This window comes from Ruegeria sp. HKCCD7628 (genome assembly GCF_057221005.1).
The window spans coordinates 1-22,467 of record NZ_JBWVBA010000005.1 but is presented as its reverse complement, the minus strand read 5'-3'; the positions used below and the strand labels follow the sequence as shown (position 1 = coordinate 22,467).

18 protein-coding genes and 3 pseudogenes are annotated in these 22,467 nt (G+C 53.6%); 11 read left to right on the top strand and 10 right to left on the bottom strand.

Features of this window, described 5'->3' with window-relative positions; genetic code table 11:
• Positions 1–14 precede the first annotated feature (14 nt).
• The 5 genes from AC2TAD_RS12435 to AC2TAD_RS12415 form a co-directional block, all read right to left on the bottom strand.
• Positions 15–179, bottom strand: coding sequence for a hypothetical protein (locus AC2TAD_RS12435; protein ID WP_480868007.1), 165 nt, complete (start codon positions 177–179; stop codon positions 15–17).
• A gap of 3 nt (positions 180–182) precedes the next feature.
• On the bottom strand, positions 183–1,043 hold the full coding sequence (locus tag AC2TAD_RS12430; RefSeq protein ID WP_480868006.1) for an ABC transporter permease: 861 nt from the start codon (positions 1,041–1,043) through the stop codon (positions 183–185).
• 3 nt (positions 1,044–1,046) lie between these two features.
• Positions 1,047–2,039: an ABC transporter permease gene (locus AC2TAD_RS12425; protein ID WP_480868004.1), complete on the bottom strand. Its 993-nt coding sequence runs from the start codon at positions 2,037–2,039 to the stop codon at positions 1,047–1,049.
• A 92-nt stretch (positions 2,040–2,131) separates the two neighbouring features.
• Positions 2,132–4,186: an ABC transporter substrate-binding protein gene (locus AC2TAD_RS12420; protein WP_480868003.1), complete on the bottom strand. Its 2,055-nt coding sequence runs from the start codon at positions 4,184–4,186 to the stop codon at positions 2,132–2,134.
• Positions 4,187–4,298: 112 nt separating this feature from the next.
• Positions 4,299–5,180, bottom strand: coding sequence for a LysR substrate-binding domain-containing protein (locus tag AC2TAD_RS12415; RefSeq protein ID WP_480868001.1), 882 nt, complete (start codon positions 5,178–5,180; stop codon positions 4,299–4,301).
• A gap of 328 nt (positions 5,181–5,508) precedes the next feature.
• On the opposite strand from AC2TAD_RS12415, the gene AC2TAD_RS12410 reads away from it, so the two are divergent.
• The 4 genes from AC2TAD_RS12410 to AC2TAD_RS12395 all read left to right on the top strand — a co-directional run bounded on the left by AC2TAD_RS12410 (position 5,509) and on the right by AC2TAD_RS12395 (position 9,122).
• A complete protein-coding gene (locus tag AC2TAD_RS12410; RefSeq protein WP_331251873.1) occupies positions 5,509–5,778 on the top strand; it encodes a potassium channel family protein in 270 nt (89 codons plus the stop codon).
• Positions 5,779–5,957: 179 nt separating this feature from the next.
• A complete protein-coding gene (locus AC2TAD_RS12405; protein WP_480867998.1) occupies positions 5,958–7,037 on the top strand; it encodes an AI-2E family transporter in 1,080 nt (359 codons plus the stop codon).
• Positions 7,034–8,098 carry an HlyD family secretion protein gene (locus AC2TAD_RS12400; RefSeq protein WP_170356175.1) on the top strand — a complete coding sequence of 355 codons (1,065 nt, stop codon included), beginning with the start codon at positions 7,034–7,036 and terminating at the stop codon, positions 8,096–8,098. Before AC2TAD_RS12405 ends, AC2TAD_RS12400 begins: the two co-directional genes overlap by 4 nt.
• Complete coding sequence (locus tag AC2TAD_RS12395; RefSeq protein ID WP_480867997.1) at positions 8,088–9,122, top strand: DUF2955 domain-containing protein; 1,035 nt, start codon at positions 8,088–8,090, stop codon at positions 9,120–9,122. Before AC2TAD_RS12400 ends, AC2TAD_RS12395 begins: the two co-directional genes overlap by 11 nt.
• Here AC2TAD_RS12395 and AC2TAD_RS12390 read toward each other — a convergent pair.
• The 3 genes from AC2TAD_RS12390 to AC2TAD_RS12380 form a co-directional block, all read right to left on the bottom strand.
• The gene (locus AC2TAD_RS12390) at positions 9,109–9,768 is read right to left on the bottom strand and encodes a HupE/UreJ family protein (RefSeq protein ID WP_480867995.1); all 660 of its coding nucleotides are present in this window, start codon (positions 9,766–9,768) and stop codon (positions 9,109–9,111) included. The genes AC2TAD_RS12395 and AC2TAD_RS12390 overlap by 14 nt on opposite strands.
• Positions 9,769–10,106: 338 nt before the next feature.
• Positions 10,107–10,928: a peptidyl-prolyl cis-trans isomerase gene (locus AC2TAD_RS12385; protein WP_480867994.1), complete on the bottom strand. Its 822-nt coding sequence runs from the start codon at positions 10,926–10,928 to the stop codon at positions 10,107–10,109.
• A gap of 158 nt (positions 10,929–11,086) precedes the next feature.
• Positions 11,087–13,009 (bottom strand): DUF3604 domain-containing protein, encoded by a 1,923-nt coding sequence (locus tag AC2TAD_RS12380; protein WP_480867993.1) that lies wholly within the window; start codon positions 13,007–13,009, stop codon positions 11,087–11,089.
• Positions 13,010–13,254: 245 nt separating this feature from the next.
• Between AC2TAD_RS12380 and AC2TAD_RS12375 the strand changes: the two are divergent.
• Together AC2TAD_RS12375 and AC2TAD_RS12370 are read left to right on the top strand one after the other, a co-directional pair.
• Positions 13,255–13,437 (top strand): annotated as a pseudogene (locus AC2TAD_RS12375) (integrase core domain-containing protein); the annotation flags it as partial.
• A 25-nt stretch (positions 13,438–13,462) separates the two neighbouring features.
• Positions 13,463–13,780, top strand: a pseudogene (locus AC2TAD_RS12370) (transposase); the annotation flags it as partial.
• 66 nt (positions 13,781–13,846) lie between these two features.
• Here AC2TAD_RS12370 and AC2TAD_RS12365 read toward each other — a convergent pair.
• Positions 13,847–15,481 carry a hypothetical protein gene (locus tag AC2TAD_RS12365; RefSeq protein WP_480867991.1) on the bottom strand — a complete coding sequence of 545 codons (1,635 nt, stop codon included), beginning with the start codon at positions 15,479–15,481 and terminating at the stop codon, positions 13,847–13,849.
• A gap of 505 nt (positions 15,482–15,986) precedes the next feature.
• Between AC2TAD_RS12365 and AC2TAD_RS12360 the strand changes: the two are divergent.
• The 4 genes and pseudogenes from AC2TAD_RS12360 to AC2TAD_RS12345 all read left to right on the top strand — a co-directional run.
• Positions 15,987–16,226, top strand: a pseudogene (locus tag AC2TAD_RS12360) (transposase); the annotation flags it as partial.
• A 574-nt stretch (positions 16,227–16,800) separates the two neighbouring features.
• Complete coding sequence (locus AC2TAD_RS12355; protein WP_480867989.1) at positions 16,801–17,490, top strand: DUF6538 domain-containing protein; 690 nt, start codon at positions 16,801–16,803, stop codon at positions 17,488–17,490.
• Positions 17,491–17,787: 297 nt separating this feature from the next.
• Positions 17,788–18,105 (top strand): hypothetical protein, encoded by a 318-nt coding sequence (locus AC2TAD_RS12350; protein WP_480867987.1) that lies wholly within the window; start codon positions 17,788–17,790, stop codon positions 18,103–18,105.
• Positions 18,102–18,275 carry a hypothetical protein gene (locus AC2TAD_RS12345; protein WP_480867986.1) on the top strand — a complete coding sequence of 58 codons (174 nt, stop codon included), beginning with the start codon at positions 18,102–18,104 and terminating at the stop codon, positions 18,273–18,275. Before AC2TAD_RS12350 ends, AC2TAD_RS12345 begins: the two co-directional genes overlap by 4 nt.
• 115 nt (positions 18,276–18,390) lie before the next feature.
• Here the strand turns inward: AC2TAD_RS12345 and AC2TAD_RS12340 are convergent, their stop codons facing one another.
• The gene (locus tag AC2TAD_RS12340; protein WP_480867984.1) at positions 18,391–19,782 is read right to left on the bottom strand and encodes an alpha/beta fold hydrolase; all 1,392 of its coding nucleotides are present in this window, start codon (positions 19,780–19,782) and stop codon (positions 18,391–18,393) included.
• A 618-nt stretch (positions 19,783–20,400) separates the two neighbouring features.
• Between AC2TAD_RS12340 and AC2TAD_RS12335 the strand changes: the two genes are divergently transcribed.
• Positions 20,401–22,125, top strand: a complete 1,725-nt coding sequence (locus AC2TAD_RS12335; RefSeq protein ID WP_480867982.1) for a PGN_0703 family putative restriction endonuclease — start codon at positions 20,401–20,403, stop codon at positions 22,123–22,125.
• The last annotated feature ends 342 nt before the right edge of the window (positions 22,126–22,467 follow it).

Genomic DNA, 22,467 nt, shown 5'->3' with positions numbered 1-22,467 from the left:
AGCCAGGGTGTTTGTTAGATTGCCCGCACCGATTGCGCTTGTTGCAACAGCACCCCCCACGAGACCGAGGGTGGACGCAGACCCAGCCCAACAAAGGAGAGCGCCGTTTCCGACAGGATCATGTAAGGAAAGCTGATCACCAGATCGACGATGATGAAACTGGTAAAGCTGGGCAGCATGTGTTACGCGATAATCCGACCGGGTCGCGCACCTGCCAGCCGCGCGGCGATCACATAATCCTCGTTCCGGATCGACAGCAGCTGCGACCGTATCCGCCGCGCCAGCGTGGGCCAGCCGAACAGGCCCAGGATCAGGGTCATGGCGAAATAGACCTGCGTGGTCGACCACTCCTTGGGCATGGCGGCGGCCAACCCCATGTAAAGCGGGATGATGGGGACCACGCGGATCACCTCTGTCACGCGCTGGATGATATTGTCGATCACGCCCGCGAAATACCCCGCAATGCCGCCGATGATCAGCGCCAGAACAAAAGAGATCATCACCCCGATCACCCCGATCGACAATGAAGTTCGGGTGGCATAGATCGTGCGGCTGAATACGTCGCGCCCCAGATCGTCAGTGCCCCAGAAATGGATTTTCTGTTCAACATCGGGGCTTAGCCCCACCAGATGCCGGTCCGTCGGAATAAAGCCCAACAGCTTGACTGGTTCACCTTTGACAAAGAAATGCAGATAGTGCCGCACTTTGGGATCAGGGACCGAGATGGCACGCAGGGTGACCGGATCACGCTCAGTCTTGGTGCCGTTTACAAAGGGAAAAACGGAACAGCCCCCCGCATCGCAGAAACGCGGCACCTGCGGTGCGCCTTCGATATAGTTGGTATCCCGCGTCACTGGTCCGTAGGGGGCAACAAACTCGGCGAAAATCCCGGCCAGAAACATCAACCCCAGTACCGAGGCTGCCATCATGGCGGCGCGGTGACGGCGGAACCGCCACCAGATCAGGGTCCATTGCGAGGCCGAGTAGTATTTGAGCCGCGCTTCCTCGGCGGTAGTATCTGTTTGATGTGTTGCATCGGTCATGGATCAGGCCCCCAGTTTGATGCGCGGGTCCAGCCATGCCAGCAACAGATCGGACACGAAATTCATGAACACGATGGTGAAGGTCAGCATCAGCAGGATGGCTCCCGCCACGTTCATGTCCAGGTCCAGGTAAGCACGCAGCAACAGCTCTCCCAGTTCGGTAAGGCCCAGCACCACGGCGACGATGGGCAGTTCGGAAAAGATGCGGTTCACGTCGAACCCGATGGTCGAGACCACGGGGTTGATCGCCAGCCGCGCCGGGTATTTGATCAGCAGCCGTAACTCGGGCACGCCGCGCGCGCGGGCGGCTGTGACGGACAGCTTGTTCAGTTCGTCCGACATGGTGGCCCGCACGGTCTGTATCTGGATCGCCACCGCCGACCAGGCCAGTACGACTGCGGGCAGCCACAGATGCTTGATCAGATCCCAGACTTTGCCAACCGACCAGGACGCATCGCGGTACTGGTCGGAAAACAACCCTCCGATATCGGCGCCGAACCAGCGGTTCGCGAAATACAGCATCACCAGGGCCAGCAGGAAGTTTGGCAGCGCCAGACCCAGGTAGGAGAACACCGTCAAACCATAATCGACTGCTGACCCACGTCGCACCGCAGCAAAGATGCCGATGGGGATCGACACGATGTAGGTCAGCAGCAGGGTCGAGAACAAGATACCGGCTGTCAGCCAGACCTTGTCCCCAATCACTTTGGTCACCGAAGTTTCAAACGCAAAAGCCTGCCCGAAATCGCCGCGCAGAACGATGCCTCCGATCCAGTCGAAGTATCGCAGCAGCATGGGCTTATCCAAACCCAGATCGCGGCGGATCGCCTCGATATCTGCCTCGGTGACGTTGACGCCGGTGCCCGAATATTTGCGGAACGCATAACGGTCAGCATAGTCGCCAGGCGGCAGTTCCATGATCAGAAAGACCATCACCGATACCAGCAGCATCGTGATGACCATCCCGACGAGACGTTCCAGAGTGAATCTCAGCACTTAAAAAATCCCCCATCCGGCCCCACAAGAGGGGCCAAAACCGGAGCGCAGTCATCCCGCGCTCCGGTCCGGTTTTCAGACTGTGGTCTGTGTTACTGCTCCAGCCACCACTGCGAAGGGCGGTAAGGATAGGTCCAGTAGAAGTCGTAGGTTTTCGATTTGATCGGCTTCACGTTCTGCAGGTCGTTGCGATACAGGAACGGGGCGACGATGTCGCCGACAGTGCCGATTTTCAACATGTTGTCGGTGTGGATCTTGACGATCTCTTCTCCCAACTGGTTGCTTTCGTCGGTGCCCATTTCGACCTGAATGAACTTTTCGCTCAGATCCCATAGTTTCTGGATATCCGCCGGCGGCTCGATACCTTCGCTGCCACCGCTGGTTTTCCAGGCGGCCCAGCCGAAACCCGTGCCAGGGTTGAAGAAGTCACCGAACGGCGGGACAAAAACCGTGACGTCCTGGCTGATGGTCGGGCCGGCATTGCCGTCATATTTCCAAACGGTCAGGTCCAGGTCGTTGTTGTTGCCCGAGGCGCGGTATTCGTCCGAGGTGACCTCTTTCAAGTCGACCCGCACGCCCACGGCCGACCAGTAGTCGCGCACCAGTTCCTGCATCTTTACCGGCGCACCCTGCGAGGAATACACCAGACGCACGACCAGCGGCTTGCCGTCAGGGCGTTCCACGGTGCCGTCGCCATCTGCATCGGTCAGGCCCATTTCGGCCAGCAGAGCTTTGGCAGCCTCGGGGTCGTATCCGATGTCGCGGTTCAGCACTTCGTCCGAGACGAAGGACACGGTTTTGGGCTCGGCAGGCACGCCCTGCATCGGAGTGCCCTGACCCAGATAGACGATCTCGTTGATCTCATCGCGGTTCATCGCCAGCGACATGGCGCGGTTGAAACGAACGTCCGAGAAGATGTCGCGCAGGACCGGATCCTGATGGGTGCGATTGAACGAGTAGAACACGTTCTCGCCAAAGGTCGGGGCAAAGTTGATGGTGTACCCACCATTGGCCTCGTTTTCCTTCAGCAGCGGGAAGTCTTCCAAGAAGACCGCCTGCTGTTTCCAGACCACATCCCCATTCATGATCTTGAGGTTCTGGACTTCTTTGTCGCCGACATAGGTCTCAACGATTTCGTTGATATAGGGCAACTGGTTGCCTGCGGTATCGACCTGGTGGAAATAGGGGTTGGCCACCAGTTTACGGCCCTCGGCGGTCTCTTCGACAACAATATAGCTTTCCAGCGTCGGCACCACGGCACGACCGATCTTGGCAGCCTTGTCAGCATCTTTCAGCAGAGGGCTGGGCACGTCTTTCCAGTCGGAACCGCCGTAATAGAAGTCAACGGCAGCAGCAGCATTTTCAAAACCGTATTCCTGCGCCAGTGCTTCGGCGTTTTCGTTATGCTTGGCCATGAACTGGCCCAGGAAATGCTTGGGTTGGAACGGCTGGCCGTAGTCCACGGCAAAGCGGTTCAGAATGCCAGGGGTCGGCACCGGGAAGGTGAATATAACGGTGGTGTCGCCAACGGCCTCGACCTGAGCCTGTTCACCTGCGAACAGCCACCGATCCGGTGTCTTATCGTACACGTCGGGATTATAGATGATATCATTCATCCAGAACTCGACGTCCTTGGCAGTAAACGGCGCGCCGTCAGACCATTTGTGCCCGGCGCGCAACGTGATGGTCAGCTGGGTATAATCGTCATTCCACGACCACGCTTTTGCTATATTGGGAACCACGGTCTGCAGATCATCAGCATAGCGCACAAAATTCACATGGCGCACCGACAGCAGGTCCGAAGTGCCGGACTCGGTCGCTTTGGACAGGCCGGTGATGGCTCCGCCATACTGACCGATTGAGTCGTAGGGCATAACGACCAAAGGCTCGACTGGCAGACGATCTGCCACTGGCCCAAGATCCGCGTTCCCCAAAATCCGGGCGTTCAAATCGGCGATCGCCGGGTTTTGTGCAAAACCCAGCTCGCACGAGGCAGCGGCCTGCAGCTCGACCAGTTCCAGCTGCTGCGGGAATACGGGTTCCAGACCCATCGGGTCGGCTACGGTTGCAACGGGGCAGTTGGCCAGAACCGGGGTTCCCAATGTGGCCAATGCGGTGAATGAAAGGAGAGAGGTGCGAAGCTTCATAGCCATCCCTGCGTTTGTGTGACGCCAGAGCGCTAGAGATGAAAGTTAACAAATTTATGATGGTTTGGTGGGTATAGTGAAAAGCTATGTTGGATCAGTTGACATGAGATCGTTACAAATGATGCTTTCCTTCAGCAATCCGGAAAAAGTTTGATACCGCAGATGTATGGCGCATAGCTGGCAGGCAGGCCAGAAAGTGGCGCGCCGTCAGGTTCTTGTCTGCAACCGGAACGAAAGCGACCCCAGTTTCATTTTGGCATTCCTGCGCAAAAGCGACGCCAACGCCTACGCCTGTGGTTACGAGTGTTCGGATGGATCCCCATGATCCCAGGCCCAAAATCGTGGTCAGTTTAACCCGTGCAATCTGGGCGGCGGCATCAAAAATTTGCCGTGTCGAAGAACTGGGTTCACGTTGAATCAGCTTCAATGGGGCGACCTCGGCCCAAGAGACGGATCCGTTGTCTGCCAAAGCATGATCTTTGGGAACAACCAGGCCGATTCTGGTTTCAGATATCTCTTTGCCCGACAGATCTGGCGGCAATTCCTTGGCAGTGATTAAACCCACGTCGAATTCGCCGGTGTAGAGTAGGGGAAGCAGGTCATGCGAGGCCAAAGCGCGGGCTGTCACGTCGACCGCTGGGAAGGCACGGACAAACTCGGATATAAAGGGCATCGCAATCTGGTACGTGGAGTAGCCTATCTGGAAGGTTCCAGAGTGCAAATTCCGAGCCTCCGTCAATCGATCGTCAATGTCATTTCGCAAGGCGATCAGCGCTTTGATGTCACCTCGTATGCTGTTCAACAAAGGTGTTGAACTGATAACCGACCCTGACCTGTCTAGCAGTCGGCACTGATAGTGTTGCTCCAACGAATTGACGAGGTTTGACACCGTGGGCTGGGACACCCCAAGCTCTTTTGCCGCCAGGGTAAAGCTGCCCAGCCGCACGACGGATTCCAGTGCTTGTAACTGTTTGAGGCTGATCTTTGACTTCATTCGACAGTGTCGTCCTATACATCTGACAGGCGACCCAAAGTTGGATCACCAATTCTGACCATTCGTGGGTCAGCAGAAACAGCTGAGATCCAATCGCCGACTCTGGCATGTGAGTAGCATAGTGGAATTGAGTATTCCAAAAGCAACTCGAACAAAAGCTGCTTACAACTCTCACTCGATTTGTTAGGCGCGAGTGCTACAGATTTTTGTAGACGTACAATGAAATTCAATAAACACTATGTATTTATGAAACACTTGATACTGTAGTAATATGAATTCACTAACCAGAATAACGCGAGGTGTCCGCGTTGCCCTTAAAGATGGCAGGGTGAAGGGCCTTCTTGCCTTTACAGCCGGTATGATCCTATGGGCGTCGGTGTTTTACCGCTATGTCGAAAGTTGGAGCTGGTTAGATTCTATCTATTTTTCTGTGGTGACAATTTCGACTGTGGGGTACGGCGACTTTTCTCCTGAAACCGCGGCAGGGAAAATCTTTACTATGTTCTACATCATTGTGGGGCTCGGTATTTTCGTAACCGCAGCGACCACTGTCGCGGATACAATTCTTTCCCAGGATGACAAGAACGAGGACGACTAGGTTTTTGTCTCGTTGAGCCGATGTGATTTGATGCGCAGACCATAATTTGACCGGCTAGCCCCTCTGAATTCTGAATTTACGAGAGATTTCAAATTTTTGCAGAGCTACTCGAAATTTTTTGAAATTTGTATATTAAGTTTTTTGAGTATAATGACCAAAAAAAATGTTGGAGGGATGGTATGGAAAAGACTCAGGATGCGAGGATCGTCGATCTCGCAATTAGGTTACTATTTCTAGGGCTATTCCTTTATAGCGCTTTGGCGATGGTGGCCCCACTGGCAAGCGTGGTCATCTGGGCTACGATTCTGTGCGTAGCGCTGTACCCAGTTTTCGATTGGTTGCAGTCCAAGTTGGGCGGGCGGAAGAAACTTGCCACGACTATACTGGTATTGTTGGGCCTCGTTCTGACTTTGGGGCCGGTCGCTACTGCTGTTTCCGGAGCGGCGGAACTTGGGTCTGAATTTGCGGAACAAGCAGACAAAGGCGAGCTTAAAGTCCCACCGGCACCCGATGGCCTACGAGAGCTTCCGCTGGTTGGAAACAAGATTGCTGAAATCTGGGGCTTGTTTGAACGAAACCTCGATGGCGCACTTGCAAAATACGGCGCGCAGATTCTTGAGATCACCAAATCACTGTTCGGAAGGGTGTTAAGCATCGGGCTTGGGCTCTTGGCGCTGGCCCTGTCCGTTTTGATCATGGGGGCCTTGTTCAGCCCCGGTCCAAGCCTGGTGCAAGGCCTTCAGCGTTTTGCCAACCGTATCTTTGCGCCTCGCGGTGGCGAGTTCGTGACACTGGCCGGCGCGACAATCCGCAATGTGACAAAGGGTGTGATTGGCGTTGCTGCGATTCAGGCGGTCGTTGTTTGGGTATTGTTGGCGCTGTTCGGGATTGGCTCGGCCGCAACGCTGGCGTTCATTTGCCTGATCCTCTCGATTATCCAAATCGGCCCCGGCTTGGTTCTGCTTCCAGTGGTCATCTACGCCTGGAGCACCATGTCCGGTGGCACAGCGTTGATCTTCACCGTACTGGCCGTTCCCGTGGCGATAATGGACAGCTTCTTGAGACCTGTATTCATCTCAAAGGGCCTCGAAACTCCCATGCTGGTTATCCTTATTGGTGTTCTCGGTGGCATGATGGCGTATGGCTTGATCGGTATTTTTATGGGCCCTGTTCTGTTCGCCGTTTTCTATGAACTGTTCAAGGTCTGGATCGATGCGCCCGAAAAAGCCGAAAGCGCGGCTGAAGGAGCGGCGGAATGAGAAAGACGATTTGGACCACCTTGGCCGTCATTCTTGTTTTCCTGGTCTGGTACCTTGTCGCTGACCGAAAAACGCCGTTTACCGGTAATGCCAGAGTAAAGGCCATTGCGACCCAGATCGTTCCACAGGTCACCGGTACAGTGACCGAAGTTCTTGTGGAGAATGGACAGGTCGTCTCGGCAGGTGATGTTCTGGTTCGGATTGACCCCAGGCCCTATGAAATCCAACGCGACAAGGCGGAAGCTGATCTCGAAGCTGCTACGCAGGAGGTGGGCGCCTCCTCGGCAGAGGTGAGGGCCGCGCAAGCTAAATTGGCGCGGGCCCAGAGCGATCTTGATACGATGCGTCTTCAAACAGAGCGTGTGTTTGCGTTGGAAAAAAAAGGCTTGATCGCCGTTTCAAAAGCCGATGATGCCCGAGGTCAACTGACAGAGTCAGAGGCCAATTATGAGAATGCCAGAGCGGATTTGGAAAAAGCAAAGCAGAGGTTGGGCGAAGACGGAATAGAAAACCCAAAAATTCAGCGCGCATTGGCAGCCTTGGCAGATGCAGAGCTAAACATCGAATGGACTGAACTGCGTGCCCCGGCGACGGGTGTCATATCCAATCTATTGATCGCCCCTGGTACATATGCACGGTCCGGTCAGGATCTTTTGACGTTCCTAGATGCAACCGACGTTTGGATCGAGGCGTATTTTACTGAAAACAACTTAGGTCGGGCAGAGTTGGGTTCACCTGTTGATGTCGTATTGGATATGCACCCTGGTCAAATCATTCCAGGTGTCATTGAGAGCTTTAGCGCGGCTGTATCTTTGAGCGGTGGCGATGAGCCTGGCCAATTGGCAAGCCCGCCTAGTACCAAAGGGTTTCTGCGTGAACCAGAAAGATTCCCCGTTCGGATCGTGTTGCCGGGTTATGAGGCCGGAAGCGCCGAAGACGATCTGCGCTTTCAGCTCAACGGGCAGGCCGACGTGATTATGTATCTCAGCGACAATGGGTTCCTGAACCTCGTGGGTCGAACCTACATCCGCGTGGTTTCCATTCTGTCCTATGCGTACTGACGACCGCCAAGCCGTTCTTCGCCTTGCGCTGGGCGTAACCGGTGTTTTTTCGATGGGTTTACTTCTGGGGTGGCCGCTTGCTGTGGTGGGGGCGGTGTTCACAGCTCTGTTTTTGCAAGCCCCTGCTGCGTTGCCTTTGGCAGCCTTTGGCAAGCTGTTCGTGTTCTCGATTGGGCTGATGTTCCTATCCTTTCTGCTGGCGTCAGTTTTTGCCCCATATCCTGTTGTGTTTCTGATCCTCGTGGCCATTGGAATCATTCTGTCGTTCACTTGGTCCGTTTCCGGTGCTGGGGTTTTGCCCGGTGTTATTGCCCTAATGGGAGCATTGATGATCCCAAACCTTGTGCTTCAGTCACAGGATCTGGCATTGGTCTTGGTGTTTTGGATTCCTCTGAACCTGCTGTTCGCCGGGTTTGCAGCAACGATGATGTTTGTGCTCATACCTGCTGAACCACCGACAGCTGCCCAGCAAAAAGCAGCAGTGGCTCAGGATTTCGATCCCCATCGGCGCATTGTCCGCATGTCACTTGTCACCGTTCCATTCGCCTTGGTTTTCTTTGTGTGGGGTGCTTCAGCGCTGCTTGTCCTGTTCTTTGTCGCACTTCTCAGCCAACAACTTGCTGCAATGCCTGCAGCAGGCAAAGCCGTAGCCAAGGCGATGTTGACGGCCAACCTGCTGGGCGCGGCGGTGTCGATCGTTTGTTATGAAGCGAATGTCATCGCACCGGTCATTTTGACACCCATATTGCTGTGCTTTTTCTTTTGCCTGACCCTTGGGGCGCTTGGCAAAACCCAAACGCCTTTGGCCGCAGCTGCCGGATCTGCTATTACAACGACCCTGATTGTCTATGGCGGATCAATCGCACCTTTTTCGGACGAGGCAGATGTCAAAAGCATTGTCCGTGTTTTGCAAGTTGCCAGTGCGGCATTCTTTGTGATCGCCGCATATATCGTGGTGGATGAGTTCTGGCCCGAAAAGAAACGTCAAAATGCCCCGCAAATTCCAGGTGTCAAAAGCCACTGATGCGTTCGACAAGCCAATAAACTGACACCGCGCCGATCACGTAGCCGGTGGTTGGCGTCGCTATCATGTGGAGGCGCGAACTTGCCGCCGGAGCTAACATTCGCCAGATAAATACCACTAAGGATAGTGCCGCAATAAACGCCAGCTGGCCTCCTTCGACACCAAGATTAAACGCAAGCAGCGCCGCCGGAATATCCTGAGCGGGCAACCCAATTTCGGACAGAGCGCCAGCAAAGCCCAGCCCGTGTAACAGGCCAAAGCAGAAGCTGACGATCCATGGGTATTGTTCCGCCAATCTGATCTTCCCTTCTTTGCGTTTGAGTATTTCAAGGGCCAAAAAAACGATGGATAGCGCGATTATCGCTTCGACAGGCCCAGAAGGGACCCGCAGAACCCCCAGGGTTGCCATCGCCAGCGTCAGAGAATGAGCTACGGTGAAAGCCGTTATTGCCCCCACCAATCGCCACGGGTCGCGCACGAGTATGAACAAGGCAAAGACAAACAAAAGGTGGTCGACGCCTTCCAGGATGTGTTGAAAACCTAACCAGAAATAGGTGCTCATAGTCGACCAGGTGGAGGGGCTTTCCGGGATCGTCAGTGCCGTTGTGTCGGGCGTGAACCGCATGGTTTTGGTTGCACCGTTCAAAGGTTGTATGCGTAACAGAACATCATTTCGCTGTCGGCCTAACCCCTCGATAGAAACGATCTGACCCGCCAACGGGACATCGCATTCGGCAACCCAAGTGGATACCCAAGCGACATCGTCTGCGGTCAGACCGGTACTGCGCGCCGGAGAACATTGTCCGGGTAAGACAGCATCAATTTCCATGGGCTGACCATTCACATCCGGAACGCGCCAGAGGATTTGCCATGTTTCCGGACCCAATTGGCGAAGGTCCAGAAACCCCGGGTCAAGCGCGTGTGCGTTTCCGCGCTGCGGTACACAGCAAAGCCAGAGTGCGAACAAGATGTACAGGCACAGCTTCACTGACCAGCCTCGTGGTCAGGTCGCATATCCACTTGGTATCCAGCGGCAAAGCTCTCGTATTGGGCTTGTGTCAGTTTTTCACCAGTTTCGCGGCGCCACTCCCGCAACACAGCATCGCGTATTGCTTCCAGGGGCGGTACCTGGCCGGCCTCAGACGCGGTAACCCGGACAAAATGCAGCCCATACCCCGATTGTACCGGACCGGACCAAACCATTGGCTCCAAATCTTGGATAGCGGCAGAAAACCCGCGGCCAAAGGTGGAGTCTACCACGTTCATTGCTGACAACGGCATCGTACTGAGCAAAAGAGAAGAGATGCCAAGGCTTGACCAATCCTCTTTGGCATTCAACGCAGACAGGGTCTGGGCGATCTGGCTCTGTTCAGGGGATTCACCCAAAAAAACCTGATCGAACGCGACCATAGAAGGGGTTTCGAAGCGGGTCGAATTATCCGCGAGATAGGATCGCAGTACGGCGTCTTCTGGCGTCACAGACGATGCTATGGCCCCGGTCAGGAAGTCCATCTTTTGCACAAGCCGCGCCCGGATCACCTGATCGCCACGATCCAATCCAAGCTTTCTTGCTTCGCGTACAAGCACCTCTTCCCGGACCAAAGCGCCTATCAACACCTGTAGTTCGGCGTCGTCGGGTGCCCGTTTTCGCCTTTGTTCAAATCGTGTGGCCAGTAGGGCGACGTCTTCCGCGCCAATCGTGATCGTTTCGACGTTCTCGGCTGTTTCCTCTTCCGGAGACACCCAATAAAACCAGCCAAAGATAGCTATTCCAATCAGAATGAAATGGAATAGAGGCTCTCTCATTACCCGCATAGGCAACCTTACTTAAACTGTTGTCCGGCACCGGTTAGGGGACCCTTACAAATGGGCTTGGCAACCGCGCCGCTGCCCATTCCAAGCGTCAAAAATGCTTGTGGTGCAGAAATTTCTGCCCTTGATACAAGAAACTTAGCCAAACTTGGTCATTCGCTAGGTGTGTACCAGATTGGTGAAGAATACGCCCGCTCCTGATGGGTCAACTGGGCGTTTTCTGGCAGATCAGTTCCAAAGCGAACTTTATCATACAACACCCAGCGTGGCGTCGGAATTTCGATGGCGCGAACATAGTAGAATGACCGAACATCCGGGTCGAAGTCCGGATCAGTCCAGACAGTTACCAGTTCAGGTGATCCGATAGTGTTAGTCCAGCTTGCCGTATCGACATCCACCGTGTTTCCAACGGCAGGTATCTTGCCGCTGTCATCTGCGGTCCGGTCATCCGACCATACGACATCATAGACTTTCTCGTGCAGCTCTCCTTCGGAATCCAGCCAACCCTTGATTACCTGGGCCCGGTCCAGATTGGCGCCGATTGGATCGCGCAGTGCTGCAATCAGGAAAGAGGGCGCCGTGTCGCCTTCGCGCGGTCTAAGGTCCGACCCCATCGGAACACCCTTGGTATAGCCGACATCAGCAAGGAAGCGGGTTTCGATATCGGAATCGTCGAACGCCCATCCGCCAAAGAACCGCAGGCCGATCCGAGGGCCGGTGGTGGCATAGGTCTCGCGCCGCTTGAATGCATCGAAGATCGCTGCGCGCGTGTTTTCAGTGGCCCAGACGGCTGTATATCCCGAGGCCACAAGAAGATCACCGGGAATTTCGCCCAAATCATTGGCTATAAAGGGATGCTTGATCCGTTCCGCTGACGGTTCGACACTGACGGATTTGCCGAAAAAATTGTCCTCTTCGGCGGTCGCTAGTGAAGTATGGCTGTCGGTCGCTCCACCCATTCCGAACTTATAGGGGTTCACGCCGAACTTCTCTTCCAGCAACAAGCCGCGCTTCAGCGCCTCTCTGGCGTATTCACCGGCCAGCATATCGTCTGTTTTTAGTTCGGTGATATCCAGATTTCCGACGTCCCAGTTCTCATAATCGGCGAACTCATCATCCGGGCTTAGGAACGGGTGCGCTTCACCGTCGCCCTTGATCTGGGTGACTTCATAGTGGGGCTCCCATTTTGCGCGAGCCTTCACGTATTCCTCATCAACCTTGCCGCCGTGATAGGTGTCTTCGGTTGGGAACATCCAGCCGTTAGACAAATTTCCGTTGTGGGCAAAGGCTACAGCGCGGCCGCCAGTTTTCGCCTGATACTCCTCTAACCACGAATAGAGCGCTTTTGGGTCGGTATTCCCATAAGGCGGCTGCGTCACTGGTGGCACCATTTGAAGCGCCCGAATTGGCCCGTCGCGCAGCATGACATTCCGATGAAGATTGAACCCCTTGGGTACCGAGGTCCATTCAAACCCAATAAAGGCTGTAAAGGTGCCGGGATCATTATGTCTTTCTGCCGCCAGAACGATGTTCTCCCAGGTAAATGCAAATGCGTCAGCGCCGGGGCTGTACGACTCTAGGAGGATTTCGGGCAGGGTCATCTGCGAGAAATTGGTGATGATGTCGAAGGCGGTTTTTCCGGCTTCTTCTCCTCCGGCTTTGTATCCTTCGTACCATTCTAGTCCTTTCGGATCGGAAATCACGCCGGGCTTTCCGGCCTGCAGGTCGGGCGCAAATCCCATCAGATCGGTATGATCGGTCAGAACCATCCAATCTAGTGGCCGTGCCAACCTTACCGGCTGACCTGTCGAGGAAATGACTTGTTCACCCTTTGCAAACCGCCAGGCTTCATCAGGCAGCAGTGTATTTCCAAAGGCACCTGCATCTAGCGACAGGCCGGTATGCAAATGTGTATCCCCCCAAAGTGGCCGTTCAGGGAACGAGCGGTTGGCATATGGGGAAAACGGTCGTTCCGCAAAGGTACCTTCGGCGGCCTCTTTTGTGGGTATGGCGTCGGCCCATGCACTCAGCGGAACACCTAACAAAGTCAGCAAACAAGCATAGCGCCCAAGCATATGAACCTCCCAATTCAAGATTATTGAACACGCAAGAAGTGTTGTATTAATAAATATTCACGTTTTATTATATCATTTTGCAGGTACCCTCTGTCAAAAATTTTCTCAATTGCGTCCTGTTGCAGCGATGAAAAAATGCGAATTGCTACTTAGGACAAAAAAACCAATTTCAGTTCGTCGGGACGCTTTTTAGCCTGACAGTATCGCTTGATCCTACGGCGAAACTATGGATGCGCCCGAAGGAAAGGATGCGGGAAGAATGCTTGAACGAACACCTGTCCCCGTCTCTGCGCCATGCCTGCCGCATGATTGCGGCATGGCGCAACGACTACAACCATCACCGCCCGCATTCGAGCCTCGACGGGCTCACCCCGCGGGAGAATCACCAACGGTCAAGAAAGGACCAAACCCTGAACAGAGTTAACTAAAAAATGCGGACTCAAAGGGGAGCAGGTCACCGCAGGGCAGGTCAGCGACTACATCGGTGCTGGGGCTCTGCTTAGCGGCATACCGAAAATCGATTGGCTTCTCGGAGATCGCGGATACAATGCCCATTGGTTCCGAGAAACGTTACAAGGCAAAGGGATACGCGCTTGTATCCCCGGTCGGAAGCAGCGAAAGACAACGGATAAGTACTACACGGGTCGTTACAGACAGCGCAACCGGATCGAGATCATGCTCGGCAGGCTGAAGGATTGGTGCCGTGTGGCAACCCGTTACGTCAGATACCCGAAGGTCTCCCTCTCAGCTCTGGTCATCTATTGGCTATGAGTCCTGACCCTAAGCGCAGCCAGCATCTAAAAGCGCGAAGTTGCCATTTTCAAATGTTTTTTGTTTCTAGCTCTCAAACCAGTGCTGGCAAACAGTATCGGCGTTGGGGGGCGAACAAACCGATTTTAAATGAGAATTTGACTCCGACGCTAGCATCATGAGGGCAGAGTATGACCCCTTCTTGGAAAACAATACTTCGACCCACATTTCTCCATGGCCATTCGACTTCAAAGTTTCATCCAGAAAGGTCTTCATTTCAGCCAACCGCTCGTCTTTGAAGAAATGGATGCTCCAAAAGAGAACGGGGCAGGTTTCGGGGTCTCCAGCCACGCGCAAGACATGGTTTTTTAGCGCGATCATTTCAGACGCAATATTTGATTGCTGACGCGGTATTTTCAACCACTCTCTTTGCGCATTCGGTTCCAGGTAGAAGCCGTAAAATCGTTCTGGGTCGTCTTCCGAAAAATGCTTTTGTTCAAACCATGAAATCGGAATTTTCGAAGACGAACAGCTGTCCAGAGATGCGATGTAACGTGCTGATCGTTTCCATGGTTCCTTCGGAGGTATGCTCTCGATCATATTGTGTGCGGTCACAATGATCAACGCAGTCGATAAAGCCAAGGTTGTTGTGATTTCAAGTACCGGTGGAGTGTCGCGCAGGGAGATCATGCGGTAAATCCCTTCCATGAAATAAGCGACGGAAATCCAAAGTATCGGCGCAAAAATGAGAAAGAGCCGAAACGAAAACACGGGCACAAAAAGAACAGAAATGATTATTCCAAAAACAATCGTCAACACAATTACGGAAATTAAGAGCAAAACCCCCGAAGATAGATCTGGGGTAAAAGTTGATTTGAGTATCGCCAAATCCCAAGATTTTACAATCAAAACTGTAATTAAGCACACGAGTAGAGCAAAGATCGCGACCACCATTGGCGAGCCCGCGACGTTTACTCCTCGCGCGATGTGTTCCAAAATAAATGGCACGCTGGCTTCGAACCAGGTGTTCTGTACGTCAACGACAATTTTGGGCATGTGCCAAATCACAAGACAGACTGCAAAGACTAAAACTGCAGACCCTGAGCAAGTAACCAGAACCCGATGTGACCATTTAGTGCAGCTTAGAAGTAAAACTCCAAAAATCGCCCCGGATAGTAAAATCGAATAATAGTGAATAAAAACCGTCGATATGGAAGTGACAGTTAACGTGAAGAGCCAAACAGCAAAAGGCAAATTGTTTGAAAAGCTGCGACGACACCGAAGGCCGCTTAATATTGCAATCGCGACAAGGCAATAAACGATCCCGTAAGAGCGAGCCTCACCAGCATAATACCACCAGTTCCACGAAGTGACTGCAACTGCAACGGACACCAAGCGCGCTTGCCATCTGACGGTCGGGAGTGGGGCTAGGTACACTAGGACAAGCGCTATTGTCGCAGTTAGCGCGGAAAAGCCGCGCGCGACGGTCACGAATTCACCGTCCACTACGCGCAAAACCGTCCAGAGGATAATGTAGTACCCTGGGGGGTGGCCATCTTCGGTCGCGCGCGCCAGCAAATTATCGAAATTCGCCAGCTTTGGGTCGGCAAAATATGCGGTGAACAGTTCGTCTGTCCACAAAGAGGCGTGCTCCAGCCCTGAAAACGCCCGCAACACTGAAAGAAAAACGATTGAAAGGCTAACAAAGCAAAGTAATTTCATTATCCTTGACGCGTTTCGTATGCGACCCAGTGCCAGTTTTTGATACAAGCGAAGTGGCCTTGAGTACGGTTTCCAATTTATATGAATTAGAGAGAACATTCCGAGTAATCCGGCGTCAAGCCCGAGCTAAAAAATCCCGTTGAGTGTTGGACACTTGCAGCAAACCCAGCTGCTCGCGCCCTGTCCGATGCCGGATCGTTTCGGTGATTAGCAGTTGTATCGTAGTCTGAGGTATGTGCGTTCAAGTGCCAATGAGAGCTCAGCTATCCGGTTAGTGTATCCGGATAGCCTGATGGCGGAACGCACCCATTTTTGGTGCGGTCATCAGGCATGAACAGCTCTTTCGCCGCACAGGAGCTGCATCATCGATTTTACGCGAGTTGGAGAGTTAAATGGGGGTGATGTTTTAGAATCAGGACCCATTGATTTCTGTTTTGCGGCGTGATTCACGGTTCAAAAACGAGCGGTGAACATGTCTGATCTCTTCTGGCTTACGGATGCGTAAATGGCGCGTCCGGAGCCCCTCTTACCCAAGCCCCACGGCAAGCCGCGCGTTGATGACAAGCGTGTGTTGAGCGGGATTGTCTCCATCAAAAGCAAAGGTTTGCGGTGGCGGGATGCCCCTGCTGCCTATGGACTGCACAAGACACTGTACAACCGATGGAAACGGTGGAGCAACAAGGGCATCTTCGCGCGAATGATGGCTGGCCTGGCCGCCGAGCACGGCGAACAGAAGACTGTGATGAGGTGGAACGAAAGACACCCAGGTTGGTCGATGACTACATGGACATGCGTTATCTCCCTCGCCACCCAGCTTATAGGGTTCGTCAGCATATCTTCAGCGAGCGGTTAGCCTATCTGGATTCTCTGGGGGATGAGGAAACTGGGTGATTGGGAGGGAGAGGTTTGAGTTTCTCTTCTCCTTATTATCCCGCGTTTTCCACTACTTAACCCTATGCCCGACTATACTCAGCCATAACCGCTATCGGCCTCTCCCTCTGTCTGGGGGAGGTCGCCGCTGACGTGCAGACAGCAAGACAGTCTAGCAAGACGTGTGTGATCTGGGCGGGGGCATAAACGGGGGCATTTCTCGGAGGGTTTAGCCCCAAGTGCCTGCTGTCGATCCATGTTCTGATGAACTGGCTGGGGTGGTAGGAATCCTTGACGTCCGATGATTGTTATCGGCTTTTCAGCGAAGCCCGAGAAACTGGGGCGGTTTCGGGGGCGTTCCTACGGCGAACCGGCACGCGAGATGATCCTGCGGATCGTCTCAATCAACTGAACCCATCCCAAATCCTAAATCTGAAAGGAGGAGACCCATGTCTGCTCACATTCGCTATGCCTATTTGAAGGGCCACACGTGGCTGTTCAGACGTAACTATCCCGCTGACGTGGCTCTCGCGCTGGGCGCTCAGGCGCTGAAGCAGAGCCTCAAGACCAGTGATCGTAACACCGCTCGCGTCCGAGCCGCTGAAGTCAATGCCCGGTTCGAGACACTGGTGGAACAGGTTCGGTCTCAAGCAGAAGACGCCCTGTCTGTCCCAGAGAGCACCGCTGACGTTCCTGATTGGGTTGACCAACCGGAGTCGTCTCTCGTCCGTCTCCGAGCCACTCTGGAGGACTCTGGATGCAATCTGGAGAGGTCTAAGTTCATCAGGCCATCAGCGCCGGTAAAGGTGCCGGTTCGTGACCTGAGCCGGGCTTATCTGAACAAGCGCAGTAACGAGCTTCGACCCAGCGGGTTCAAATCGGTCCGATACTCTGTCGGGTTGTTCACCAGTCGATACGGTGACCAGTCGGTTTGCAGCCTGACCAGAGCGGACGGAAGAGAGTTCCTGTCCGCAATTGCCCAACTGTCTCCAATGATCGGCAAGTCAGAACGGACCCGAGGGCTGACCCTGGACCAGTTAGTTGCGTACTCGTCTCGGGGTTCGGTGACCATAACGGCCAGAACCCAGCGGCGTATCTGGTCGCAGGTCAATCACTTCCTCGACTGGGTGGTCTATTAGGGGCATCTGGAGGTCAATCCCTTCCGGACTGTTCTCTTTGATCGGAAGGTCCGTCCTCAACCCTATGCCGTCCCGACCGACGATGAAGTCGTACGACTGCTGGAAGCCAAGGACCGGGAGTTACATCCTGTTCTGTTGACCTGTCTGCTGACGGGAATGCGAGCGGGGGAAGCGGTCGGGCTGCTCCGGGAAGAACTCGTGACCAAGGGCAACCTCGGTTGCTTCGTTCATGTTCAACCAAACGAACTGAGACTGCTGAAGACCGATGCGGCGGAGAGACTGGTTCCAGTCCACCCGGTGCTAGACGATACGTTCCGTCAGTTACCCTGCCATGGCCCTCTGTTTCCTGAGTTGACCGTGGCCCATGTCACCAAGGGGTTTGCGAGACTGAGACGTCGGTTGGGACTGGAGCGACCGGGACTGGTGTTTCACTCGACCCGCAAGTGGTTTGTGACCCAGTGCGAACGAACGGGTGTTCCTGAGCACTTCACGGCCTCTCCGGTTGGTCACCAATCGGCACGGTCGGAGAACGGGATCACCTACGGCATCTACTCGGCTGGCATCAGCGACGAGCAGCGGCGGTCGATCGTTGACCAGATCCAACTGCCGACATGACCTTCCCCGACATTGATGCGTTCGTGGAGCGAGCTGCTATCGCTGAGTTCGATGGCGGGTGCACCCGTAAAGCTGCGGAAGATCTGGCTGCTCGTGCTCAGGGGTTTCCTGACGCTGAAGCCTATTGGAAATGGCTGGCTGACTATGTCGTCAACCGTAGACCGCCCTGAATACCAACCCTCGGCGGCCCTTTGCGGGTTGCCGGGGGTGCTGACTTTGCTTTCTTTTTGCCGAAGCGGACTTTGGTTGAGGGTTGGCTGAATGACCGCGATGCGGACGAAGCGGTCAATCCTGTTGTTCCGCAAGGAATGGGCCAATTTCATGAAAGAATTCATCAAATCCTGCATGACCGCGGATCATGCAATGGTTAGCACCGGGAAGTTCAACGAACTCTGCGGTGGCTATTTCACGCGCTGTTTCACGACCTTCACTGATGGGAGCTGCCATGTCCCCCTGCACGTGTAGCACAAGTGTAGGCACACTTAACTTTCGGGCGTCTGCTCGCGCATCAACTTTTGAGTTCATGGCCATAATCCTTAAAGCAGTTTCCGGGCTCGCAGAAATTCGCTGCATTTCATCAAAGCTGGCACTCTCCGCTGGAGTTGCGTCTGGCATATAGCTGGACGTAAAGAACTGTCGATAAATAGGATTAGGCGACCCCCAGCCCGCTGAAACCATTGCACGGGACGCCTCATAAAACTGTTCAGCCTCAGGATTTCCTCGCATCATTCTTCCACGGACATATCCGCCTAGAAGGATCAGGAATTTGACCCTCTCTGGGTATCTCGCGGCAAATCGAACGCAGAACGCTGAGCCCTGACTTATTCCAAACAGACCAAAACGATCCAAGCCAGATGCATCAGCGACGGCAACCATATCATCTATCATTCTGTCCTCGGAGATGTCGTCGACGTCCCAGTCAGAAAGTCCGTTGCCGCGTTGATCGAACCGAACCAGCCGGCAGAGTTTGGAAAACTCAGATAAGAAATCCCCCCATACAGGACTGGTCCACTCATATTCGATGTGGTTCAGCCAGTTGGGAGCCTTAAGAACAGGTGTTCCGGTTCCCGTTGAAGCCCAAGCCAAATTAATCCCATCAGCGGATTTGCAGAATTTCACGCGCTGCTGATAGGAGATTTCCGGCGCTTTTCGTTCCTGCACCACATTAGGCGTCCATTGCCACACACGTATTGGTCGTGTGATGTTTTTCACGCGCTGCCCGCCCATGTCTCGAAATGGTTCATCGATCTTGTCCAGAACAGATTGATGCACAATGTCCGAAACACAGATGCCACCCGGTTCCGCCAGGCCCTCTAGTCGCGCGGCAACATTCACACCGTCGCCAAAGATATCGTCGTCGTCAAAGATTACATCGCCAAGGTTGATACCCACTCTGAATCGGATCCGCCGATCTTCGACCAAGTCCAACTCTTTCCGCCCCATCTCTTTCTGGATTTCCAACGCGCAGCGTACAGCGTTCTGAACAGAAGGAAATGTTGCCAATAGGCCATCTCCAGTCGTCTTTACAATTTTCCCTCGGTTTCGAGCGATTTCCGGGTCAATCAAGTCTTTTCGGTACGTCTTTTGACGCGACAAAACACCCAACTCATCCGCTTCCATCAATCGAGAATAGCCAACCATATCAGACGCAAGAATGGCTGAAAGTCGTTGTTCCATCGTAGTCTCCCAAAGAGCTTTCCCGGCAGCAAGGCACTTAATTGTGCACCCCAGAAGTCATATTCGTTAGCCGTGTACTTCATCCCCATTGAGTTATTGCTCTCTCACCAGAATGAAGATGTAGTGATCTTTCGAGAGTAGTTCCCGAGTTTATAGTATTCCATCAAGCGTTCCTCCCCAGATGCAGAGGCAAACTACCAGAACCTTTCAAATTTGGATACCGACGCCACTAAGAGGCCCATACCTAGACATAAAGGCGCGTGTTGGTTGCGCAGCGACGCGTTCAATTCGGTTGAACAACCGATTGAAGTAGAAACGACTAGTATTGGTTCAAAGTCGCATGCTCATTTCGTGCCATGTCATTCCGCCGTGGTCGGAGGTCGACGGTTTCAGATAGCTATAACGGGCAAGAAAACGCTCATCGCGATTGCACTATGCCCAAGCTGTCATGCACGGGCTCATCAGGACGCCGAGAACAAGCATAACCCCTGCCAGATAAAGGCTCGGTGGAGTCGAGAGGGCCTAGCGTAGTAAATTGCGAGGTACGGCCCGAATTGATCTCTCGGATGGACCTCTGCCAGACATGACAAGTCATACTTCGCTGATTAATAAAGTTACATGACATTTGATCTATTGTTTGCCCGCCGCTGGCCAAAATCTTCATTAACGAAAGACGTCGCGCGAATTGACGTAGCTTCGTATTGCCAAGCCTATCAATGCCTTAAGGAAGAAGCTCCGAAACGTCCAACTGGTCGCCCCTATTTAGGAGGGAGAAGTGGCTATCCTACGACTGAAGGGAAGACGAACCGCAGGGAAGAGCATTTTGCGATTGCGATGGTTAACGCACAGGAGGGCTGGGATTTACCAGACGGGACTCGATTTGAGCTGCTTGATTATCAAGTTCCGCTAAAGGCGACACGTGCAGATCGTGAAATCGGAAAGATCGATATGTTCGGCCTGACGGAACATGGCCGAGCTGTACTAGTTGAACTCAAGGTGATTGGGCACTCGGGTGGCCCTAGTGATCCGCCCCCTGTCGCTCTGCTGGAAGGGGTACGATATGCCGCCATCGTTGAGGCCAATCTTCCGAGAATTGCGAAGGAAATTCGTGACACCTTTGGTCGTGAGATGGTCTTGGAGCGGCCTGATATCGTGGTCCTAGGAGAAGCAGATTGGTGGTCGCGATGGCTTACATCTGACAGAGCCTTTAAGTCTGTTCTCGAAGAAAAGTCGCAAGAAATCTCAAATGTTCTTGGCCTTAGTATAATCTTCGCATCCTTGCCGAACGCAAAAGTCCAATATGGCCAGCGAAGCAGAGCACCAAGATTAATCGGGCTATCCCAAATTGAGTACCAGAACTCGTTGCCCAAAAGTGCTTTGCAAAAATCAAGTGAAATGGGGGCGGAACCAAAAAAACACGAAGCGCTGCTGCAAGGGGTTTGGTGGAATTATGCGAAATCGTTCTCCAAGGGCGATCTCGACGGGCAATCGGCACCGGGAAGGCCGCCAGTCGTCTCCGTTTCAAAACCTTACCTCAATCTCATGCTGCCATCCGACGAAAGAATGGCCTCGGAGATTGAAGCTGAAATTGCAGCAACGGATCGCCATAGGCATTTTCGATCTTTCAGAAGCTCGCAGGCGATGGCTCAAAGTGTTTTTGGAGCCTTCAAAGCCGCAGGCCAGTTGGAATTACTGTCCCAAATTCCGGCCCAATGTGGGCGTTCAGCTTTTGGAAACGTTTCTCAAGAAACTGCGCTGTCCATGGAAGTCGACGTTCAAACGCTTAATGAGCCTCGACCAACGCAATTGGATGTCTGCCTAGAAAGGGACGATTACCGGGTAGCCGTTGAATGCAAGTTTAGCGAATCAGAGTTCGGAATTTGCTCGCGCGTCAAGCCGCAAAAGTCCGAGACGCCTTTGTGCGATGGGACCTATACTCGTCAGCAAAACAGGCAAACGCGCTGCGCTTTAACGGAAGTTGGCGTTTCTTATTGGGATCACATACCTGACTTATTTGATTGGAGCGACAAGCAGGATCTGTCTCCCTGCCCACTTTTACCAACTTATCAGATCGTCCGGAACGTACTCGCTGCAGTCACCAATATTGACGGAAATGTGGATCCTTCAAATGGACACGCCGTCTTCGTATATGATGGCCGAAATCCTAGGTACAAAGTTGGCGGAGCTGCGGACGTTCAAATTAGACAAGCTGCTTCCGCGTGCCGGGTACCTGGTCTTATTCGTCGCGTGACATGGCAGGAAATTGTTCGAATTTGTTTGGACTCAGAAAGCTTGATTTGGTTAGCGGAAGTAATGGAAGAAAAGCACGGGATATTTCCCTAGCCCACGCAATATCAACCCCACCAAAGCCCCCGCCAGCACCAGCGACCACCCGTCAGCACCCGGAACGACTCGACAGCGGTTCCATCTTACGGACGTCGTCAGCGCCAGTGGACGGTCGATCTAGCGGTCTAGTCGCGCCTGTTGGCACCCGCTAACGACCTCTCTAGCGGTCAGAATACCCCGTGCTCACCCTCGAAATGCCCCCGAAACCGCCCCAGTTCTGGCCACCGGTTGAAAAAGGCGAGTCTAATCATCGGAGGGCAAGGATTCCTACCACCCCAGCCAGCTCATCAGAACATGAAATGACACTAGGCACTTGGGGCTAAACTCTCCGAGAAATGC